This is a genomic window from Yersinia enterocolitica subsp. enterocolitica, assembly GCF_901472495.1.
Taxonomy (GTDB): Bacteria; Pseudomonadota; Gammaproteobacteria; order Enterobacterales; family Enterobacteriaceae; genus Yersinia; species Yersinia enterocolitica.
Map to the genome: position 1 here is coordinate 3,507,325 of NZ_LR590469.1, position 19,844 is coordinate 3,527,168.

Genomic DNA, 19,844 nt, shown 5'->3' on the forward strand with positions numbered 1-19,844 from the left:
AGATTGGGCTGGCTGGCTGTGTGAAAGATTGCATAGCGGGTTAGTTTAGACAGAATTTGCCTGGCGGCCATAGCGCGGTGGACCCACCTGAATCCATGCCGAACTCAGAAGTGAAACGCCGTAGCGCCGATGGTAGTGTGGGGTCTCCCCATGCGAGAGTAGGACACTGCCAGGCATCAAACACGAGTTATCAGAATGACATCTGGTAACTGACAAAATCGCGATGAGCGGTTTTGCACAGCGAGGAGCGCTGGTCCTGTAAAGGATGGGTATCAGGAAGATACACGTAAAAGAATCGGTGGAGCGGTAGTTCAGTTGGTTAGAATACCTGCCTGTCACGCAGGGGGTCGCGGGTTCGAGCCCCGTCCGTTCCGCCACTTATTTAAATTATGCCTGCTTATTTTAGCAGGCATAATGTTAAGCGTTATTTAGGGGCGTAGCTCAGTTGGTAGAGCACCGGTCTCCAAAACCGGGTGTCGCGAGTTCGAGTCTCTCCGCCCCTGCCATATAAATAACCCTTCGCGAAAGCGAGGGGTTTTTTTATGTCGAAATAATCGTTTAGTTCGATTTTCATACATATTATCTAACTCTTTTTGCGTATTATCCCCCGTTTTAGCTAACATCTATTTGAATTTCACATCAGAAATCTCCATTTATCCTGCCAACTCACAAATCCCCATTACTTCACTAACCACTCTTATTAGTCATTTTTTTCATTAAAATCCTGCTGCCCTATAGAAAGGTAACGTTCCCAATCCATGCCTATTCAGCTGAATTTATGTACAAAATGATTGTTATTCTATGGTGTGACGCTGCTCATTATTACTTTCACAAAATGTACTAAAACTAATTAACATTTTATCTATCAGGAAGCTCACCTTAGAAAACATCATGTATCTTGAGAACAACATTATCTGCAAATTGGCCGAAATTCAGCGCAATCAATGTTCTGAATGATTATATGAACTGTTCTTTAGAATAGTAATGAGTCAGCGGCTCGACGATGGCAAGTGAGGAGATAAATATGTACAGGCGTTTACTGTTAGCAGCTGCTGTGACAGCAGCAATGTGTAGTGCAGTCCAGGCAGCTCCGTTAGTCGTGGGGTTTTCTCAAATAGGTTCCGAGTCCGGTTGGCGTTCTGCGGAGACTAAGGTTTCTAAACAAGAAGCGGAGAAACGCGGAATAACATTAAAAATCGCGGATGCCCAGCAAAAACAAGAAAACCAAATCAAAGCGGTCAGATCATTTATTGCTCAGGGTGTTGATGCCATTTTTATTGCTCCTGTGGTGGCAACCGGTTGGACGCCAGTGTTACAGGAAGCAAAAGAAGCCAAAATCCCCGTATTCCTGCTTGATCGTATGATTGAGGTGAATGACCCCTCTTTATATACAGCGGCAGTGGCTTCGGACAGTGTATATGAAGGTAAGGTTGCAGGTGAATGGTTGTTGAAAGATGTGGCAGGCAAACCCTGTAATGTGGTTGAACTCCAAGGCACTGTCGGTTCCAGTGTGGCCATTAACCGCAAAAAAGGTTTTGCTGATGGAATTGCTTCTGCACCGAATGTGAAAATAATTCGATCTCAATCAGGGGATTTCACACGCAGTAAAGGCAAAGAGGTTATGGAAAGCTTTATCAAAGCAGAGCAAAACGGCAAAAATATCTGCGCCGTTTATGCACATAACGATGATATGGCAATTGGTGCCATTCAAGCTATTAAAGAAGCGGGCTTGAAGCCTGGCTCCGAAATCAAAATTGTTTCTATCGATGGTGTTCCAGATATCTTCAAAGCAATGAGCAGTGGTGAAGCGAATGCCACCGTTGAATTAACACCGAATATGGCCGGCCCAGCTTTTGATGCATTAATTGCATTGAAGAAAGATGGCACTCAACCACCTAAGTTTATACAGACCGAATCACGTTTATTACAGCCCGATACGGCTAAACAGGAATATGAATCCAAGAAGAGCCTGGGTTATTGATTTAAAAGGCGGGATTTGTCCCGCCTGCTTTCGTCACCTGTATTTGGGCAATATCTGAGTCGTTTTTGAACATGGGTACATCTGATGGAAACACTGCTAGAAGTCCGTGGCTTGTCAGTTGAATTTCCTGGTGTTAAGGCATTGGATTCTGTTGATTTCTCTTTGCAGCGTGGTGAAGTTGTGGCTTTGCTGGGCGAGAATGGCGCAGGAAAATCGACGTTAATTAAAGCATTAACCGGGGTCTATAAACGGGCCGCCGGCGAAGTCTATTTAGATAGTGTAGCCATTTGTCCTATTGATACAGCAGATGCCCAAAAAATGGGTATTGGTACAGTTTATCAAGAGGTCAATTTACTCCCCAATATCTCTATTGCAGCAAATCTATTTATTGGCCGTGAACCATTGCGTTGGGGATTAATTGATCATCGCGCGATGAATCAGCAAGCAACAAAATTACTGAAAGGCTATGGTCTGGAGCTGGATGTTCAGCGGCCTTTGGCTGATTTCTCTATTGCAATACAACAGATTGTTGCGATTGCTCGGGCAGTTGATCTATCCGCTAAGGTATTGATTCTGGATGAGCCGACGGCAAGTTTGGATGCTAAAGAAGTCAGTATGTTATTGGATATTTTGCGACAGTTGCGTGATCAGGGTATTGGTATGGTTTTCGTGACTCACTTCCTCGATCAAGTTTATCGGATCAGTGACCGTATTACTGTTTTGCGTAATGGCAAGCTCGTCGGCACAAAAAACACTACAGAACTTCCTCGCATTGAATTGGTTCAGATGATGTTAGGCCATAGCTTTGATGAACAATTATTAAAACGTGGTGAACATAATATTGCGGTAAGCAACCCATTAGTTGAATTCAAAAACTATAGTCGGCGAGGTGTCGTGGAGAACTTCGATTTATCTGTTTCTCCGGGGGAAATTGTCGGTCTGGCCGGGCTATTAGGCTCGGGTCGCACGGAAACTGCACAGTTAATTTTCGGTGTCACCACACCTGATACTGGCGAAGCCAAAATTCAGGGCAAGCCGGTTAAGATTAGAACGCCACGAAAAGCGTCGAGATATGGTTTTGGTTATTGCCCAGAAGATCGTAAAACTGACGGCATTGTGGGGGCCGCGACGGTACGAGAAAACATTATTTTGGCCCTACAGGCCCAGCGCGGGTGGTTGAGGCCAATTTCCATACGTGAACAAACCCAAATTGCAGAGGATTTTATCCAGCAATTAGGTATCCGCACTCCAGGCCCTGAGCAGCAAATTCAATATCTCTCTGGTGGAAACCAGCAAAAAGTATTATTAGCCCGCTGGTTGGCCACAAAACCTCGCTTTTTGATTTTAGATGAACCGACCCGAGGCATTGATGTGGGAGCGCATGCAGAGATTATTCGCTTAATTGAAAAGCTGTGCAATGAGGGGCTGGCGCTATTAATTATCTCTTCCGAATTAGAGGAATTGGCTGGTTACGCCGATCGCGTCATTGTTTTGCGAGATCGTCGTCATATTGCACAACTTGGTCACGATGAGATTTCTGTTCCTGCCATCATGCAGGCGATCGCGGTGCAATAAGGAGTTACCTCATGGGAAACAGGAGCCTATCTATGCCGCAAAGGCCGCGCAAAGTTAAATGGGTCTTGCCAAAAGGTGCCACGCAGTTTGGTGCTCTGATAGTCATTTTATTGATTGATAGTTTGGTAGCTCCACACTTTTTCTCAATTCATATCCAGGATGGACGGCTGTTTGGCAGTGTGATTGATATCTTAAACCGAGGTGCGCCCGTTGCGTTATTGGCACTGGGAATGACGTTAGTGATCGCAACCGGAGGCATCGATTTATCAGTTGGAGCGGTGATGGCCATTGCCGGTGCTACCGCAGCGACACTTACCAGTGCTGGTCACCCTTTCTTCACTGTGTTGGTTGCCGCACTCGCCGTCGGGGCGTTGTGTGGATTATGGAATGGGTTTTTAGTCGCGGTGTTGCAGATTCAACCGATTGTTGCCACCTTGATGTTAATGGTTGCAGGGCGAGGTATAGCTCAATTAATCACCGAAGGCCAGATTGTCACATTTGATAGCGGTGGGTTGGCAGAGTTAGGCAGCAGCACCTTGATGTATATGCCAATGTCTGTGGTTATCGCATTTAGTATGCTGATTATTGTGTGGCTATTGACGCGCAAAACGGCACTGGGGTTGTTTATTGAGTCTGTTGGTATCAACCTGCGTTCAGCACGTAATGCAGGGGTAAGTACCCGTTTGGTGCTGATTTCGGTATATGTCATTTGTGGTGTCTGTGCGGCAGTTGCAGGCATTATCGTGACCGCCGATATCCGTGGCGCAGATGCCAATAATGCCGGTTTATGGTTGGAGTTGGATGCTATTTTGGCGGTGGTCATTGGCGGTGCATCCTTGATGGGCGGGCGTTTTAACCTTTTGCTTTCTGTGATTGGCGCTTTGATTATTCAGGGTATGAATACTGGAATTTTGCTTTCTGGCTACCAACCGGAATTCAATCTGGTTCTTAAAGCCATTGTGGTGTTAGCCGTATTGGTGGTGCAGTCACCGATGATCTCATTGAGCCATATCTTCCGGAGGCGAAAATAATGTTAAAGCGTAATATTCCTTTGCTGATTACTATCGCCGTTTTTATTCTGGGATATGCCTTTTGTCTCAGTCAATTTCCCAGTTTTTCTTCCACCCGAGTTTGGTGTGACTTACTGACTGATAATGCTTTTTTAGGCATTGTTGCTGTGGGCATGACCTTTGTTATTTTATCCGGCGGCATTGATTTATCTGTCGGTTCAGTTATTGCATTTACTGGTGTGCTATTGGCAAAACTAATCGGCACTTATGGCATTCACCCAATGTATGCTTTCGCCATTGTTTTAGTGATGGGGGCGATGTTTGGAGCGTTCATGGGTTGGATTATTGATTCCCTGAAACTCCCCGCATTTATCATCACTCTTGCTGGGATGTTTTTTGTCCGAGGCATGAGCTTTATTGTGTCTGAAGAGTCAATTCCCATTGATCACCCGATCTATAGCACGTTGGCAAATTATGCCTGGAAAGTTCCCGGTGGTGGACGATTTACACTGCTTGCCTTGATTATGCTATTGGTTGTGGCGTTTGGTATTTTGCTGGCCCATCGTACCCGCTTTGGTCATAACGTTTACGCCATTGGGGGTAACAGTGTTTCAGCGGCTCTGATGGGGGTTCCGGTCAGACAAACGACGATAAAAATATACATGCTATCGAGCACTCTGGCTGCTCTGTCAGGGATTGTGTTCTCCCTCTACACCTCCGCAGGTTATGCATTGGCGGCCAGTGGTGTTGAGTTGGATGCGATTGCTGCTGTCGTGATTGGTGGCACACTGCTCACCGGCGGCATTGGTACGGTTTTCGGCACTTTGTTCGGTGTCCTGATTCAAGGTCTGATACAGAGTTACATCACTTTTGATGGTACGCTCAGTTCATGGTGGACCAAGATTGTCATCGGAATTCTGTTATTTAGCTTTATTGCCATTCAGAAGGCGATGAGTGCTTTTTATTTGAATCGTCGTGCTCGCCCTCAGTCGCCCCCGCTTAATCCCGTATAGCGCTTTGGGCTGCGTTATTCATAGGTGTTTTTAATAACTGTCGAATTAATGTTTGCTGGTCACTGTTTTGCAACCAAACGGCATACAGTGGCCGCACGATAGGCGGTATATCGGCATTGACGACCAATTCGGGATATTCCTTTTGCCAATGTTCTGGCAGGAAAGCACAACCACCGGTGGTGTCCAACAGCTGCCGGGTTAAATGGGCTGACGTCGTGGTCAGCACCGGCATCTGCTCGCTATTGAGTAAACGGCTTTCTTGCTGATGAAAATCCGCCCCCCATTCAAGTTTGATATAGGGTGCTTCATTTGCATTTTTATGCTCAGTTCCATCGTCAGTTTTTTCCGGTAATTCAAAGGGAATTGAGGAGAACAAACGCAATGAAAAATGCCCTAACAGTAGGCTGGCCAACTCATCCATTTTAGGGGGTTCGGTCGTTATCAATAAATCCAGTTGCCGTTCGTGCAACTGTTTTACCAATGATTGGCGCAGTGCAATACGTGCTTCAAGGCGTAATGTTTCCCGTTGCTTATAGAGTTGTTGCAACCACGGGGTGAGGTAAGCCTCCCAAAGTGACGCGGTTGCACCAATAGATAATTCAGTGTGTTGCAGCGAGTGTGCCACCTCTTTTTTGGCCAATTGCCAGGTACTCATCAGTGTTTCGGCATAAGGTAGTAGCCGCTCGCCTGCCGGGGTCAGACGAATATTATTGCGATGGCGAGTGAATAAATTTGCACCTAATTGATTTTCCAACTGGCGGATACGAAAACTCACCGCCGACTGCGTTAAGTACAAAGATTCAGCTGCGCGACCAAAGTGACGAGTTCTACTGACCTCCAAAAAGGTTTTCAGTAATTCGGTATCCACACCCATCTCCAATTTTTTTTGTCGTTAAGATTTAAATGTTTTGTTTTACACGATGTCAAGCCTATCTAATACTCCGCGCCATAAACAGCACGACCATGAGAGAATTAGGAGCGTGTCAGATGGCGGATAGCTTCATCACGACCAATCGTTTTTTTGATAATAAACATTATCCTCGCGGGTTCTCGCGTCACGGCGATTTCACCATTAAAGAGGCGCAATTACTAGAGCGCCACGGTTATGCTTTTAACGAACTTGATCTCGGGAAACGCGAGCCTGTAACGGAAGAAGAACAGCTGTTTGTTGCTGTTTGCCGCGGCGAGCGTGAGCCGGTCAGCGTCGAAGAAAAAGTCTGGTCCAAATATGTGACCCGGACTCGTCGTCCTAAACGTTTCCATACGCTGTCTGGCGGTAAGCCACAGATGGACGCAGTGGAAGATTACACCGATAGCGACGACTAGTACCCTGTTCTTCGAGCCGCAGAGAGCTGGAATCACTGGCTTGCGGCTTCAATGATATTGGGTATAAGCATCGTGGTAAAAAAGGGGACTTTGGTTCTCTTTTTTACATTAGGCTTTTGTGCAACTGCGAAAGCAACCGGTCCATACAACGATAGCTCAGCGCTTCTGAAAGATGATTTTTTTGAATATTATCTTCCAGTGCCAGATCTGCAATGGTCCGTGCCACTTTCAAAATATGGTGCCAGGTGCGCACTGATAGCCCGAGTTTCAGTAGAACTTGTTCGAGAAAAACCGCATCCTCTGGTACTAAATAGCAATATTCAGCTATCTCTTGGCTATTAAGCTGCTTGTTTGTCTTCCCCGCCCTATCTAATTGTTTTTTCCTGGCTTGTAACACCCGTTGCCTGACAGTTTTGCTATTTTCTCCCTGATGTTTTTGTGTTCCCAGCATACCTGCGGGGAGTAATGGCACTTCTATCGATAAGTCAAAACGGTCCAAAAACGGGCCAGACAACTTTGCCAGATAGCGCAAAACTTGCTGTGGTGGTGCCCGGTTATGGATGCCTTGATAATGGCCGCTGGGGCTAGGATTCATCGCGGCAATCAACTGCACTTTGGCAGGGAAACAGACTTTGGCGGCCGCTCGGGAAATGATAATTTCCCCCGATTCCAATGGTTCACGCAATGAATCCAGTACCCGACGCTCAAACTCCGGCAGTTCATCCAGAAAAAGAACACCATTGTGTGCCAGTGATATTTCACCGGGGCGAGGAATGGAACCTCCGCCAATGAGAGCGGCCATTGATGCACTGTGATGTGGTGCGCGAAAAGCCCGACAGCGCCATTGGGCAGGTAATTCATTACTGTGTGACAAGCCATTAATGGCGGCAGCCTCAAGTGCTTCTTGATCGGTCAATGGTGGTAGTAAGCCGGTTAACCGATTTGCCAGCATGGTTTTCCCCGTACCCGGCGGCCCAAGTAGTAGCAGGTTATGTCCACCGGCCGCGGCTATCTCTAAAGCCCGTTTGGCTTGTGATTGGCCGATGATATCTTGTAGGTCGAGGCTGTTGTCCCAATCTTGAGTTGCTTCAAGGCGTTGGCCTTGCGCGAGCGTATTTTCGCCTTGTAAAAAACTGCATACTGCTAACAAATGATCGGCAACCCTGCTGTTGCCTTGTGCAATTAACCCAATCTCAAGACTGTTCTCTGACGGTAAGATTAACTGTCGCTGGGCCTGACTGCTGGCGAGTGCGGCCGGAATTGCGCCGCTAATGCGCCTTAGCGCCCCTGACAAGGCGAGTTCACCCAAGAACTCATAGTGCGCTAATTTATCCGCAGGAATCTGTTCTGACGCAGCCAATATCGCCAAAGCGATAGGGAGATCGTAGCGACCCCCTTCTTTGGGTAAATCAGCCGGAGCCAGGCTGACGGTGATCCGTTTGGCTGGAAAGGTGAAGCCGCTGTTGATTAATGCGCTGCGGACTCTGTCTCGGGCCTCTTTTACTGTGGTTTCCGGTAATCCAACCAAAACTAATCCTGGTAACCCATTGCTGATATGAACTTCAACCGTGACTGAAGGGGCCTGAATACCTAATGTGGCGCGGGTATAAATCGTTGCCAATGACATAGTGCTTTCCTTCGCCGTAATGTGTGCCTGGTGTTGGGGTCGCGATAGAGTGCCCGAGGATTTTTTTCAATGCCGAAGAAAAGTATTGATTTGCGAAAGTGCACGCGAGGTTTCATTGCAACGGAAGTATCAAAACCAAAAATTGCGGTACAGTGCGCAGAAAAAAGACCAAAGTGTCGATGTGGGTTTTACTGATTGATAAATAATATATTTATTGTGTTTTGTATTCGCGATCACAAAATAATAATTTAAATAAATATTGTCAGGCAACCAATAACTGTGATAACTCTGTAGGCATTCGTTCGACACTAGACAGATGAACAACCTAATTATGAAAGCGATTTTCCAAGTGATTAACCTAGTCCTAATTAGCGTGGTGGTGATTATTATCCCACCGTGCGGGGCTGCACTTGGACGAAGAAAGGCATAAAAATCAAGCCTTAATCTCAAGAGAACCCCCGCACCGAAAGGTCCGGGGGTTTTTTATTGGTCGGTTAAAAGACGCGAGGAACATAAAATGCACAACAGAATAAAATCCTGTGCCTTCCGCAAATGGTCGGGGAAATAACTATGAATGGTGCTCAGTGGGTGGTTCAAGCGTTGCGTGCGCAGGGTGTTGATACGGTATTCGGCTATCCGGGTGGGGCGATTATGCCCGTCTATGATGCTTTGTATGATGGTGGTGTCGAGCATCTGCTCTGCCGCCATGAGCAGGGCGCTGCCATTGCCGCAATTGGTTATGCGCGTGCAACCGGTAAAGTCGGGGTGTGTATCGCCACTTCCGGCCCCGGAGCCACTAATCTGATCACCGGTTTGGCTGATGCTTTGCTTGACTCAGTACCGGTTATCGCCATCACCGGTCAGGTTGGGTACGCGTTAATCGGCACCGATGCTTTTCAGGAAATTGATGTCTTGGGCCTCTCTTTGGCCTGTACCAAACACAGTTTTCTGGTCGAATCATTAGATGCGCTGCCGGCCATCATGGCTGAAGCCTTTGCTATCGCTACCAGCGGTCGCCCAGGGCCGGTGTTAATCGATATTCCAAAAGATATTCAGTTGGCTGTCGGGGAATTGACCCCGCATTTGATGCCAGTCGAAGAACACCTGATTGATTCCGCCGCTGAATTACAACAAGCTTTAGACATGCTGGCGACGGCTAAAAAACCAATGCTGTATGTCGGCGGTGGAGTGGGTATGGCACAGGCAGTTCCGGCTTTACGCGAATTTATCGACGTGACCGGTATTCCTGCGGTGGCTACCCTGAAAGGTTTGGGCGCACCGGATACTAATCACCCGTGTTATCTGGGAATGTTGGGAATGCACGGCACTAAAGCGGCAAACTTTGCGGTGCAGGATTGTGATTTATTGATAGCGGTTGGCGCGCGGTTTGATGACCGTGTCACCGGCAAGCTGAATACATTCGCCGCAAAAGCAAAAGTTATCCATATGGATATCGACCCGGCTGAATTGGGTAAATTGCGTCAGGCACATGTCGCGTTGCAAGGGGATTTGAAAGTGTTGCTGCCTGCCTTGCAGCAACCGCTGAATATTCAGCCGTGGCGTGATGAGGTTATAGCCTTAAAACAACAGCATAGCTGGCGTTATGACCACCCCGGTCAGGCGATTTATGCCCCATTATTGCTTAAGCAGATCTCTGATCGCAAAGCGCCACAGACGGTAGTCACCACCGACGTGGGGCAGCACCAGATGTGGACGGCGCAGCATATGAACTTTACCCGCCCGGAGAATTTCATCACCTCGAGTGGTTTGGGCACCATGGGCTTTGGCGTACCCGCTGCTGTTGGCGCACAAATGGCCCGCCCAGATGATATGGTTATCTGTGTCTCTGGTGACGGCTCGTTTATGATGAATGTTCAGGAGTTGGGCACGATAAAACGAAAACAGTTGCCGCTGAAAATCGTGCTGTTGGATAACCAGCGATTGGGTATGGTTCGACAGTGGCAGCAACTGTTTTTTGATGGGCGTTATAGTGAAACCAATCTTTCTGATAACCCCGATTTCATCACACTGGCCAGTGCTTTCAATATCCCCGGCCAACGTATCACCCGTAAAGACCAAGTCGACGCCGCTCTGGATGCGTTATTTAACAGCGAAGGCCCTTATCTGCTCCAGGTTTCCATCGACGAACTCGAAAACGTTTGGCCGTTAGTGCCGCCAGGCGCAGGTAATGAAACCATGCTGGAGAAAGTCTCATGATACAACATCAAATCTCTATCCAAGCCCGCTTCCGCCCTGAGATGTTAGAGCGTGTATTGCGGGTTGTGCGGCACCGCGGCTTTCAGGTTTGTGCTATGAATATGTCACCAATGATTAATGCTGAGAATATTAATATTGAATTGACCGTTGCCAGCGGGCGACCTGTCGATTTACTATCTTCACAGCTGAGTAAGCTTATGGATGTCGCCTGCGTCGAGATCCTACAACCTAATACATTACAGATACGCGCCTGATGCGCCACAAGGAAAGAAAAGAATGACGAAGAAAGCTGATTTTATTTGGTTTAACGGTGAAATGGTTCCGTGGGCAGAGGCGAAAGTTCATGTGATGTCTCACGCGTTACACTACGGCACGTCAGTCTTCGAAGGTGTCCGTTGCTACAACTCCCATAAAGGGCCGGTTGTTTTCCGTCACCGCGAACACATGCAGCGCCTGCATGACTCAGCCAAAATTTACCGCATGCCAGTTTCTCAGTCTGTTGACGAGCTGATGGAAGCATGCCGCGCAACGCTGCGCAAAAACAATCTGACCAGTGCCTATATTCGCCCGCTAGTGTTTATCGGTGATGTCGGCATGGGTGTGAACCCGCCAGATGGCTATAAAACTGACGTGATTATTGCTGCTTTCCCTTGGGGTGCTTATCTGGGTGCCGAAGCGCTGGAGCAGGGTATTGATGCGATGGTTTCTTCATGGAACCGTGTGGCACCAAACACTATTCCAACTGCGGCTAAAGCCGGTGGTAATTACCTCTCTTCCTTGCTGGTGGGCAGTGAAGCGCGTCGTCACGGTTATCAGGAAGGGATTGCACTGGATATCCATGGTTTCCTGTCTGAAGGGGCGGGTGAGAACCTGTTCGAAGTGAAAGATGGCATTCTGTTTACGCCACCGTTTACCTCTTCTGCTTTGCCGGGCATTACCCGTGATGCAATTATCAAACTGGCGAAAGATATGGGGTTAGAAGTGCGTGAGCAAGTGCTGTCGCGTGAATCTCTCTATCTGGCGGATGAAGTGTTTATGTCCGGTACTGCGGCAGAAATTACCCCAGTGCGCAGCGTGGATGGTATTCAGGTGGGTATTGGTAAACGTGGGCCAATTACTGGCAAAATTCAACAAGCGTTCTTTGGCCTGTTCACCGGCGAAACCGAGGACAAATGGGGCTGGTTGGACCCAATCAATCAATAATAAATAAAAACTGACAGACAGGATCAGCAGGTGGTTCGTTCGCCACCTGCAACAGGTTATATCTGCAACAATAAATTGATTTGCAATACAAAAATCTGGAGTGAAGAGACAATGCCTAAGTACCGTTCCCATACCACCACTCATGGCCGCAATATGGCTGGCGCCCGCGCATTGTGGCGCGCAACCGGTATGACCGATGATGACTTCGGCAAACCGATTATTGCAGTAGTTAACTCATTTACCCAGTTTGTACCGGGCCACGTTCATTTGCGCGACTTAGGAAAGCTGGTAGCGGAGCAAATTGAAGCGTCTGGCGGTGTGGCTAAAGAGTTCAACACTATTGCGGTGGATGATGGGATCGCGATGGGCCACGGCGGCATGCTCTATTCACTGCCTTCACGTGAATTGATTGCCGACTCCGTTGAATACATGGTTAACGCCCACTGTGCGGATGCCATGGTATGTATCTCTAACTGCGACAAAATTACCCCAGGGATGCTGATGGCGTCTCTGCGCCTGAATATTCCGGTAATCTTTGTTTCCGGCGGCCCGATGGAAGCCGGTAAAACCAAATTATCCGATAAAATTATCAAGCTGGATCTGGTCGATGCCATGATTCAGGGGGCAAACCCGAATGTCAGCGATGCCGACAGCGAGCAGATTGAGCGCTCCGCTTGCCCAACCTGCGGTTCCTGTTCCGGGATGTTTACCGCCAACTCGATGAACTGCCTGAATGAGGCTCTGGGACTGGCGTTGCCGGGTAATGGTTCATTGCTGGCAACCCATGCTGATCGTAAGCAACTGTTCCTCGATGCGGGCAAGCACATTGTTGAACTGACTAAACGCTATTACGAACAAGATGATATCAGCGCCTTGCCGCGTAGCATTGCCAACAAAGCGGCATTTGAAAATGCCATGACGCTGGATATCGCCATGGGCGGTTCCACCAATACCGTGTTGCATTTACTGGCGGCAGCGCAGGAAGGGGATATTGATTTCGATATCAGCGATATCGACCGCCTGTCCCGTAAAGTGCCGCATTTGTGCAAAGTGGCTCCGAGTACGCAGAAATACCATATGGAAGATGTGCACCGTGCCGGTGGTGTGGTGGGGATTTTGGGTGAGTTGGATCGCGCTGGCTTGCTGAATCGCGAAGTGAAAAACGTGTTGGGTCTGAACTTGCCACAAACGCTGGAAGCCTATGATGTGATGCTGACCAAAGACGAAGGGGTCAAGCAGATGTACTCCGCAGGCCCGGCTGGCATCCGTACCACGAAAGCCTTCTCACAGGATTGCCGCTTCCCCTCATTGGATACCGACCGCCAAGAAGGTTGTATTCGTACTCGCGAACATGCTTATAGCCAAGACGGTGGTTTGGCGGTGTTGTATGGCAATCTTTCAGAGAATGGTTCAATCGTCAAAACCGCAGGTGTGGATAAAGACAGCTTAACCTTCCGTGGCCCAGCCAAAGTCTATGAGAGTCAGGATGATGCTGTTGCCGCTATTTTGGGGGGCAAAGTGGTTGCGGGTGATGTGGTGGTTATCCGTTACGAAGGGCCGAAAGGTGGGCCAGGGATGCAGGAAATGCTGTATCCAACCACTTACCTGAAATCGATGGGATTAGGCAAAAGCTGTGCGTTGTTAACCGATGGCCGTTTCTCGGGCGGGACTTCAGGTTTATCCATCGGTCATGCTTCGCCGGAAGCCGCCAGCGGTGGGTTGATTGCTTTGGTGCAAGACGGCGACATCATTGATATTGATATTCCCAACCGCGCTATGAAGCTGGACGTCAGTGATGCTGAACTGGCTGCACGCCGTGAAGCAGAATTAGCGCGCGGTGATGCGGCATGGACACCGAAAGCACGCGAACGTCAGGTTTCTTATGCGCTACGTGCTTATGCCTTACTGGCAACCAGTGCTGATAAAGGTGCTGTGCGCGACAAAAGTAAGCTGGGAGGCTAATACTCATGGCGGTATCACAACCCTTATCAACTGCCCCCGATGGGGCAGAATATCTGCGGGCGATATTGCGCGCACCGGTGTATGAGGTGGCGCAAGTCACCCCGTTACAAGTGATGGAAAAAATCTCTTCACGCTTGGATAACACCATTTTGGTTAAGCGCGAAGACCGGCAGCCGGTGCACAGCTTTAAACTGCGCGGCGCTTACGCGATGTTGGCTGGCCTGACTGCAGAACAGAAAGCCTGTGGTGTGATAACCGCTTCTGCCGGTAACCATGCGCAGGGGGTAGCGCTTTCGGCTAACAAGCTCGGTATTAAAGCGCTGATTGTCATGCCGGTCGCCACTGCTGACATCAAAGTGGATGCGGTGCGTGGTTTTGGCGGAGAGGTGCTGTTGTTTGGTGCTAATTTCGATGAAGCCAAAGGCAAGGCGATTGAACTGTCGCAGTTGCAGGGTTACACCTTTGTGCCGCCGTTTGACCATCCGGCAGTGATTGCCGGGCAAGGGACGCTGGCGATGGAACTTCTTCAGCAAGACGCACATCTTGACCGGGTGTTTGTTCCGGTTGGTGGCGGTGGGCTGGTGGCCGGTGTTGCCGTGCTTATCAAGCAACTGATGCCGCAGATTAAAGTGATTGGCGTTGAAGCAGAAGACTCAGCCTGTTTGCGTGCCGCGCTGGATGCAGGCAAGCCGGTCGATCTGGCTCGTGTCGGGCTGTTTGCTGAAGGTGTCGCGGTTAAGCGTATTGGTGATGAGCCATTCCGCCTGTGCCAGGAGTATCTGGACGAAGTGATCTCCGTCGACAGTGATGCTATTTGTGCGGCAGTAAAAGATTTATTTGAAGATGTGCGCGCCATTGCTGAGCCATCTGGTGCTTTGGCGCTGGCGGGGCTGAAAAAGTACGTACAGCAACATAATATTCAAGGCGAACGTCTGGCCCATGTGCTTTCGGGCGCTAACGTCAACTTCCATGGTTTGCGTTATGTATCAGAGCGCTGTGAACTTGGCGAGCAGCGCGAAGCCTTGCTGGCGGTGACCATCCCAGAGCAAAAAGGCAGTTTCCTGCGTTTTTGTGAGTTGCTGGGGGGGCGTTCCGTCACTGAATTTAACTACCGATATGCTGATGCCGATAACGCCTGTATTTTCGTCGGGGTGCGACTGACCCGTGGTTATGCTGAGCGGGCTGAGATCCTGGCTGAATTGCAGGGTAAAGGTTATCAGGTGGTGGATTTATCTGATGATGAAATGGCCAAGCTGCATGTGCGTTATATGGTCGGCGGGCGTCCTTCCAAGCCACTGCGCGAGCGGCTGTTCAGTTTTGAATTCCCAGAATCACCGGGTGCATTACTGAAATTCCTGCATACCTTAGGCACGCACTGGAATATCTCTCTGTTCCACTATCGTAGCCACGGCACTGATTTTGGTCGGGTGCTGGCGGGGTTTGAGTTATCGGACTCTGAACCCCAATTTGAACAGCATCTAACGGCGCTGGGCTATGATTGTCATGATGAAACCAATAACCCGGCATTTAAGTTCTTTCTGGCGGGCTGAATCTTAGCCAGTAACTACTTATTCTTATTCGTACTAATAAAAAAACCAGAGCCAATAATCTCTGGGTTTTTTATTGGCATTTACTGTCTTTTATCTCCTTATCTATCTTTGCTAATAAGTATTAGAAATGAAACTCGGTGTTATTGCGGCGTAATATAATTATCGACATTGATTAATTAGAGTTAATGATGTCATTACTGATATTAAGCTATTGGATAACTTTATTTCTTGAGTTATCTAATTTGATAATAACATATTGGAGTTTATATATGAGTGAATTAATAACATTAAATTTTAAATCGACATCAACTTATCTTGATTGGAATGCTACATCGATAGGGGCACGTTATCAATATCATGCTGATGGTACGCGATTTAATGGGGGGGTAAGTTATTCAGTTCAGAAGATAAATCAGGCAATAGAAGGAGATTCAAACTATTATAGACGATTTGACCAAATGCAAGCAACAATTGACCAGGGTTCGGTTTCTAAAGAGGGAGGTGCGGGTAATGAAATTTATTTCATTGAAAATAAAGCAAATAACAGTGCAGCAGTGAGTTATTTTAAATATGGTCTAGACAATAAACTAAACGAAAGTCAGAGTTTTAATTATCAAAGTAATATATTAACTTCCCGAACCAAAATAATGCCCAATTCCATTGGGCAAATAACTAAATCTCAAAAATTTAACATTCATGATAAATTAGTCGAGAGTAATGTTTTTAGTTATAAAAAAGATAGAATAGGTAATGATTTAATTATTATTCAAAAGGAAAAGTATAGTGGTAATGAAGTCGTAAGCACAACGCATAAAGAGCTTTATGATTCTTCTGGTAAAATAATAAAAATTGATGTGTACGACAAAAATGATAAACAGCTTGAGAGAAATGAGTTCAGCTATTTCAATAATGGTAATAAGTGTCGGACTGTAAAATCTACTTTCAATATTAGCGGGAATTTAAATCATCAAGAGAAAATTATTTATAATAAAAATGGTGATTTGCGTGCGATGGTTCAGTCAAATTACGATAATGGTCAGTCTTTAAAGGATAGTAAATCAACCTATTATATCAATGGAGAGGTTGATCGAGTCGTAGAAGTTGAGTATTCAGCCGACGGCAAAGTTATTGTTGGGCGTATTGAAAAAGCATACAATATAACTAATGCTATATTAATTAAAGAAACAGAGTCGTCTTACTCGATGGATGGAAAAATAATTATCGGTAGGATTAATAAAGAATACAGTGCACTTGATGGGCGATTAGAGAAAATAACCAGATCAAATCGTTCAGATAGTGGGCAGTTAAAGCGCGAAGTTGAGAGTTATTTAGATATTAATGGACAAGAGAGCAAACGCATTAGCCAGTATTATTCAAATGGTGTAACTAAATGTTTTGAAAGAAGTTTCTCTGCTGGCAAGATGACGGGTAAGGTTTACATGGAATTTGATAATAATGGCAATGCTATCAATATAAAAAGGCTTAATCCTGAAGGGAAAATGGTTGATGTGCCTATCAATGCATCCCTTGACACCTTCTTTAAGGGCGTCACTCAACTGGCAGATGCGATAAATAGTTTCCCAACCCGAGAACAAGCTCCTGCTGCTGTGGATACGATTATTGGTAGTCACGCGAATCTGAGGAATCTTGTTCCTGTGATGAATTATGCTTCCCGACAGTAAACTATAGCAGCCCCCAAAATGCTTCAATCAACGGCTCATTGAGCCGTTTTTTCTGCACGCAAACCCCTAATTCAAATGGCTCGACCAGTGAAACATCATCCAATAGAGAAATACGGTTGCGTACCGGTTCCGGGCTGTTATCTACCACCACCGATGGAATAAGTGCCACACCACAGCCTAGAGCCACCATCGACACAATGGCTTCATGGCCGGAAACCGTAGCATAAATCAATGGGTTAGTGATGCGTTGGCGGCGGAACCACAAATCAATACGTTTTCGCGACGGGCCGTGTTCCGGCAAAATAAACGGAATTGTGGCCCAATCCGGCTGATCAACCGATACCTGCGACCGCACGGCACATGGCAGCGCTGGGGCAATTAACACCAACGGGATTTCACCAATTTGGGTAAAAGCCACGCTGGTTGGCAACACTTCAGGGCGACCGGCAATCCCCAGATCTGCTTCATTTGATTGCACTTTATCTACTGCATCGGCGGCATCCCCGGTGGTGAGTTTAATTTCAACCAGTGGGTGGCGTGCACGAAAGCGGTCGAGAATTGGCGGCAAATGGCTGTAGGCGGCGGTCACCGAACAAAATAGCCGTAGCTCACCACTCAGAGATGGCCCGTGCTGGCCTAATGCATGGCGTAATTGTTGATATTGCAGCAATGTTTGCTGAGCGAAGGCTTTCAATTGAGTGCCGGCATCCGTCAACTGTACTGTGCGATTATCGCGTAAAAACAGCGGTTGGCCGATGGTCTCTTCCAGACGCTGGATTTGGCGCGATAGGGTGGATGGGCTGACATGCATCGCTTTGGCGCTGCGCCCAAAATGGCGGCTTTCAGCTAAATGCAGAAATAATTTCAGGTCGCGTAAATCCATCACAGATAGCCTCTGGGGTGAGAAGATGCAGTGTATTGTTCGAAAAGTAGCCCACATTGCAGAATCTGCAATGTCACATTGTTAATATATCAATTTCAGCAATGAGTTTCCTGTCATATAGTGAGTTCAAGACAATCCCCGACACAGACAGGGGATGTGAAAAAACAGTATCAGCACACAAACACCACATTCGTTTGCAGTCACTAAAAAAATAGCTGCACCCACAAAACAGAACCCGAACGGAGCAATAACATGGCTAACTATTTCAACACGTTGAACCTGCGTCAGCAGTTGGCGCAATTAGGTAAGTGTCGCTTTATGGCACGAGATGAATTCGCCGATGAAGCAGGCTACCTGAAAGGTAAAAAAGTGGTGATTGTCGGCTGTGGCGCACAAGGCCTGAACCAGGGTTTGAACATGCGCGATTCCGGTCTGGATGTTGCTTACGCCCTGCGTAAAGAAGCGATTGCAGAAAAGCGTGCTTCATGGCGTAAAGCGACCGAAAATGGTTTCAAAGTAGGCACTTACGAAGAACTGATCCCACAGGCAGATTTGGTGGTTAACCTGACGCCAGACAAGCAGCACTCCGCAGTGGTTCAGGCGGTTCAGCCACTGATGAAAGATGGCGCGGCACTGGGTTATTCCCACGGTTTCAATATCGTAGAAGTGGGTGAACAAGTGCGTAAAGACATCACCGTGGTGATGGTTGCGCCAAAATGCCCCGGTACAGAAGTCCGTGAAGAGTACAAACGTGGTTTTGGTGTGCCGACATTGATTGCAGTTCACCCGGAAAACGACCCTAAAGGCGAAGGCATGGCGATTGCTAAGGCTTGGGCGGCGGCCACCGGCGGTCACCGTGCTGGTGTGTTGGAATCCTCATTTGTTGCTGAAGTTAAATCAGACCTGATGGGCGAACAAACTATCCTGTGCGGTATGTTGCAGGCCGGTTCACTGTTGTGCTTCGACAAACTGGTTTCTGAAGGCACTGACGCAGCTTATGCTGAAAAACTGATTCAATTCGGTTGGGAAACTATCACCGAAGCGCTGAAACAAGGCGGGATTACGCTGATGATGGACCGTTTGTCCAATCCGGCTAAACTGCGTGCTTATGCACTGTCTGAGCAACTGAAAGAGATCATGGCCCCACTGTTCCAGAAACATATGGATGATATTATCTCTGGTGAATTCTCCAGCGGGATGATGGCTGATTGGGCCAATGACGATAAGAAATTGCTGAACTGGCGTGAAGAGACCGGCAAAACTGCATTTGAGAACGCGCCACAGTTTGAAGGCAAAATCTCTGAGCAAGAATATTTCGACCACGGCGTGTTGATGATTGCCATGGTGAAAGCCGGTGTTGAGTTGGCATTCGAAACTATGGTTGATTCTGGCATTATCGAAGAGTCGGCTTATTACGAATCTCTGCATGAATTGCCACTGATTGCCAACACCATCGCACGTAAACGTTTATATGAAATGAACGTGGTTATCTCTGATACCGCAGAATATGGTAACTATCTATTCGCCAATGCAGCAGTGCCATTGCTGAAAGGTAAGTTTATGGATTCTCTGCAAGCGGGCGATTTAGGCAAAAGTGTTGCCGGAACTGCGGTAGACAATGCCCAGCTGCGCGATGTAAACGAAGCTATTCGTAATCATCCAATCGAAGCTGTAGGCCATAAGCTGCGTGGCTATATGACCGATATGAAACGTATCGCAGTTGCCGGTTAATAACCGACGGTAGTGTGTTATTTGATATTAAGCCTCCCAGTGACGGGGTAATGCCGATCAGTTAAGGATCGGTTGACCGATCCA

The 19,844-nt window shown here is 47.6% G+C and carries 16 protein-coding genes, 2 tRNA genes and 1 rRNA gene; 16 read left to right on the plus strand and 3 right to left on the minus strand.

Annotated features, from left to right (window positions below):
• Positions 1-59 precede the first annotated feature (59 nt).
• The 7 genes from rrf (at position 60) to yjfF (ending at position 5,579) form a co-directional block, all read left to right on the plus strand.
• Positions 60-175 (plus strand): 5S ribosomal RNA (gene rrf / locus FGL26_RS16655).
• Between the two features lie 125 nt (positions 176-300).
• A tRNA-Asp gene (locus FGL26_RS16660) sits at positions 301-377 on the plus strand.
• A 53-nt stretch (positions 378-430) separates the two neighbouring features.
• A tRNA-Trp gene (locus FGL26_RS16665) sits at positions 431-506 on the plus strand.
• 518 nt (positions 507-1,024) lie between these two features.
• On the plus strand, positions 1,025-1,981 hold the full coding sequence (gene ytfQ, locus FGL26_RS16670; protein ID WP_005162730.1) for a galactofuranose ABC transporter, galactofuranose-binding protein YtfQ: 957 nt from the start codon (positions 1,025-1,027) through the stop codon (positions 1,979-1,981).
• 84 nt (positions 1,982-2,065) lie between these two features.
• Complete coding sequence (gene ytfR, locus FGL26_RS16675; RefSeq protein WP_005176102.1) at positions 2,066-3,556, plus strand: galactofuranose ABC transporter, ATP-binding protein YtfR; 1,491 nt, start codon at positions 2,066-2,068, stop codon at positions 3,554-3,556.
• Positions 3,557-3,567: 11 nt separating this feature from the next.
• Positions 3,568-4,587: a galactofuranose ABC transporter, ATP-binding protein YtfT gene (gene ytfT / locus FGL26_RS16680; protein WP_005162726.1), complete on the plus strand. Its 1,020-nt coding sequence runs from the start codon at positions 3,568-3,570 to the stop codon at positions 4,585-4,587.
• A complete protein-coding gene (gene yjfF, locus FGL26_RS16685; protein WP_005176099.1) occupies positions 4,587-5,579 on the plus strand; it encodes a galactofuranose ABC transporter, permease protein YjfF in 993 nt (330 codons plus the stop codon). The genes ytfT and yjfF overlap by 1 nt, the downstream gene beginning before the upstream one ends.
• Here yjfF and hdfR read toward each other — a convergent pair.
• A complete protein-coding gene (hdfR, locus tag FGL26_RS16690; protein WP_005176097.1) occupies positions 5,566-6,447 on the minus strand; it encodes an HTH-type transcriptional regulator HdfR in 882 nt (293 codons plus the stop codon). The two genes, yjfF and hdfR, sit on opposite strands and share 14 nt — an antisense overlap.
• Before the next feature lie 119 nt (positions 6,448-6,566).
• On the opposite strand from hdfR, the gene FGL26_RS16695 reads away from it, so the two are divergent.
• Positions 6,567-6,905 (plus strand): MaoP family protein, encoded by a 339-nt coding sequence (locus FGL26_RS16695; protein ID WP_005176095.1) that lies wholly within the window; start codon positions 6,567-6,569, stop codon positions 6,903-6,905.
• A gap of 103 nt (positions 6,906-7,008) precedes the next feature.
• Here the strand turns inward: FGL26_RS16695 and FGL26_RS16700 are convergent, their stop codons facing one another.
• A complete protein-coding gene (locus FGL26_RS16700; RefSeq protein ID WP_005176093.1) occupies positions 7,009-8,532 on the minus strand; it encodes a YifB family Mg chelatase-like AAA ATPase in 1,524 nt (507 codons plus the stop codon).
• 331 nt (positions 8,533-8,863) lie between these two features.
• Here FGL26_RS16700 and ilvL point away from each other — a divergent pair, with 331 nt between their 5' ends.
• The 7 genes from ilvL (at position 8,864) to FGL26_RS16735 (ending at position 17,146) form a co-directional block, all read left to right on the plus strand.
• On the plus strand, positions 8,864-8,962 hold the full coding sequence (ilvL, locus tag FGL26_RS16705) for an ilv operon leader peptide (protein ID WP_071530659.1): 99 nt from the start codon (positions 8,864-8,866) through the stop codon (positions 8,960-8,962).
• 140 nt (positions 8,963-9,102) lie between these two features.
• Positions 9,103-10,749 (plus strand): acetolactate synthase 2 catalytic subunit, encoded by a 1,647-nt coding sequence (gene ilvG / locus FGL26_RS16710; RefSeq protein ID WP_005176091.1) that lies wholly within the window; start codon positions 9,103-9,105, stop codon positions 10,747-10,749.
• Complete coding sequence (gene ilvM / locus FGL26_RS16715) at positions 10,746-11,003, plus strand: acetolactate synthase 2 small subunit (RefSeq protein WP_005176090.1); 258 nt, start codon at positions 10,746-10,748, stop codon at positions 11,001-11,003. Before ilvG ends, ilvM begins: the two co-directional genes overlap by 4 nt.
• 22 nt (positions 11,004-11,025) lie before the next feature.
• The gene (locus FGL26_RS16720; protein WP_005176088.1) at positions 11,026-11,952 is read left to right on the plus strand and encodes a branched-chain amino acid transaminase; all 927 of its coding nucleotides are present in this window, start codon (positions 11,026-11,028) and stop codon (positions 11,950-11,952) included.
• A 111-nt stretch (positions 11,953-12,063) separates the two neighbouring features.
• A complete protein-coding gene (ilvD, locus tag FGL26_RS16725) occupies positions 12,064-13,914 on the plus strand; it encodes a dihydroxy-acid dehydratase (RefSeq protein ID WP_005176087.1) in 1,851 nt (616 codons plus the stop codon).
• 5 nt (positions 13,915-13,919) lie between these two features.
• Positions 13,920-15,464 carry a threonine ammonia-lyase, biosynthetic gene (ilvA, locus tag FGL26_RS16730; RefSeq protein ID WP_005176085.1) on the plus strand — a complete coding sequence of 515 codons (1,545 nt, stop codon included), beginning with the start codon at positions 13,920-13,922 and terminating at the stop codon, positions 15,462-15,464.
• Positions 15,465-15,733: 269 nt separating this feature from the next.
• The gene (locus FGL26_RS16735; RefSeq protein ID WP_005176083.1) at positions 15,734-17,146 is read left to right on the plus strand and encodes a hypothetical protein; all 1,413 of its coding nucleotides are present in this window, start codon (positions 15,734-15,736) and stop codon (positions 17,144-17,146) included.
• 1 nt (position 17,147) lies between these two features.
• Here the strand turns inward: FGL26_RS16735 and ilvY are convergent, their stop codons facing one another.
• The gene (gene ilvY, locus FGL26_RS16740; protein WP_005176081.1) at positions 17,148-18,029 is read right to left on the minus strand and encodes an HTH-type transcriptional activator IlvY; all 882 of its coding nucleotides are present in this window, start codon (positions 18,027-18,029) and stop codon (positions 17,148-17,150) included.
• A 252-nt stretch (positions 18,030-18,281) separates the two neighbouring features.
• On the opposite strand from ilvY, the gene ilvC reads away from it, so the two are divergent.
• Positions 18,282-19,760 (plus strand): ketol-acid reductoisomerase, encoded by a 1,479-nt coding sequence (ilvC, locus tag FGL26_RS16745; RefSeq protein WP_005176079.1) that lies wholly within the window; start codon positions 18,282-18,284, stop codon positions 19,758-19,760.
• Positions 19,761-19,844: the final 84 nt, after the last annotated feature.

Excerpts from the sequence above, each read along its gene's own strand:
- ytfQ (WP_005162730.1), top strand. The coding sequence starts at position 1,025 with ATGTACAGGCGTTTACTGTTAGCAGCTGCTGTGACAGCAGCAATGTGT.
- ytfR (WP_005176102.1), top strand. The coding sequence starts at position 2,066 with ATGGAAACACTGCTAGAAGTCCGTGGCTTGTCAGTTGAATTTCCTGGT.
- ytfT (WP_005162726.1), top strand. The coding sequence starts at position 3,568 with ATGGGAAACAGGAGCCTATCTATGCCGCAAAGGCCGCGCAAAGTTAAA.
- yjfF (WP_005176099.1), top strand. The coding sequence starts at position 4,587 with ATGTTAAAGCGTAATATTCCTTTGCTGATTACTATCGCCGTTTTTATT.
- FGL26_RS16695 (WP_005176095.1), top strand. The coding sequence starts at position 6,567 with ATGGCGGATAGCTTCATCACGACCAATCGTTTTTTTGATAATAAACAT.
- FGL26_RS16700 (WP_005176093.1), bottom strand. The coding sequence starts at position 8,532 with ATGTCATTGGCAACGATTTATACCCGCGCCACATTAGGTATTCAGGCC.
- ilvL (WP_071530659.1), top strand. The coding sequence starts at position 8,864 with ATGAAAGCGATTTTCCAAGTGATTAACCTAGTCCTAATTAGCGTGGTG.
- ilvG (WP_005176091.1), top strand. The coding sequence starts at position 9,103 with ATGAATGGTGCTCAGTGGGTGGTTCAAGCGTTGCGTGCGCAGGGTGTT.
- ilvM (WP_005176090.1), top strand. The coding sequence starts at position 10,746 with ATGATACAACATCAAATCTCTATCCAAGCCCGCTTCCGCCCTGAGATG.
- FGL26_RS16720 (WP_005176088.1), top strand. The coding sequence starts at position 11,026 with ATGACGAAGAAAGCTGATTTTATTTGGTTTAACGGTGAAATGGTTCCG.
- ilvD (WP_005176087.1), top strand. The coding sequence starts at position 12,064 with ATGCCTAAGTACCGTTCCCATACCACCACTCATGGCCGCAATATGGCT.
- ilvA (WP_005176085.1), top strand. The coding sequence starts at position 13,920 with ATGGCGGTATCACAACCCTTATCAACTGCCCCCGATGGGGCAGAATAT.
- FGL26_RS16735 (WP_005176083.1), top strand. The coding sequence starts at position 15,734 with ATGAGTGAATTAATAACATTAAATTTTAAATCGACATCAACTTATCTT.
- ilvY (WP_005176081.1), bottom strand. The coding sequence starts at position 18,029 with ATGGATTTACGCGACCTGAAATTATTTCTGCATTTAGCTGAAAGCCGC.
- ilvC (WP_005176079.1), top strand. The coding sequence starts at position 18,282 with ATGGCTAACTATTTCAACACGTTGAACCTGCGTCAGCAGTTGGCGCAA.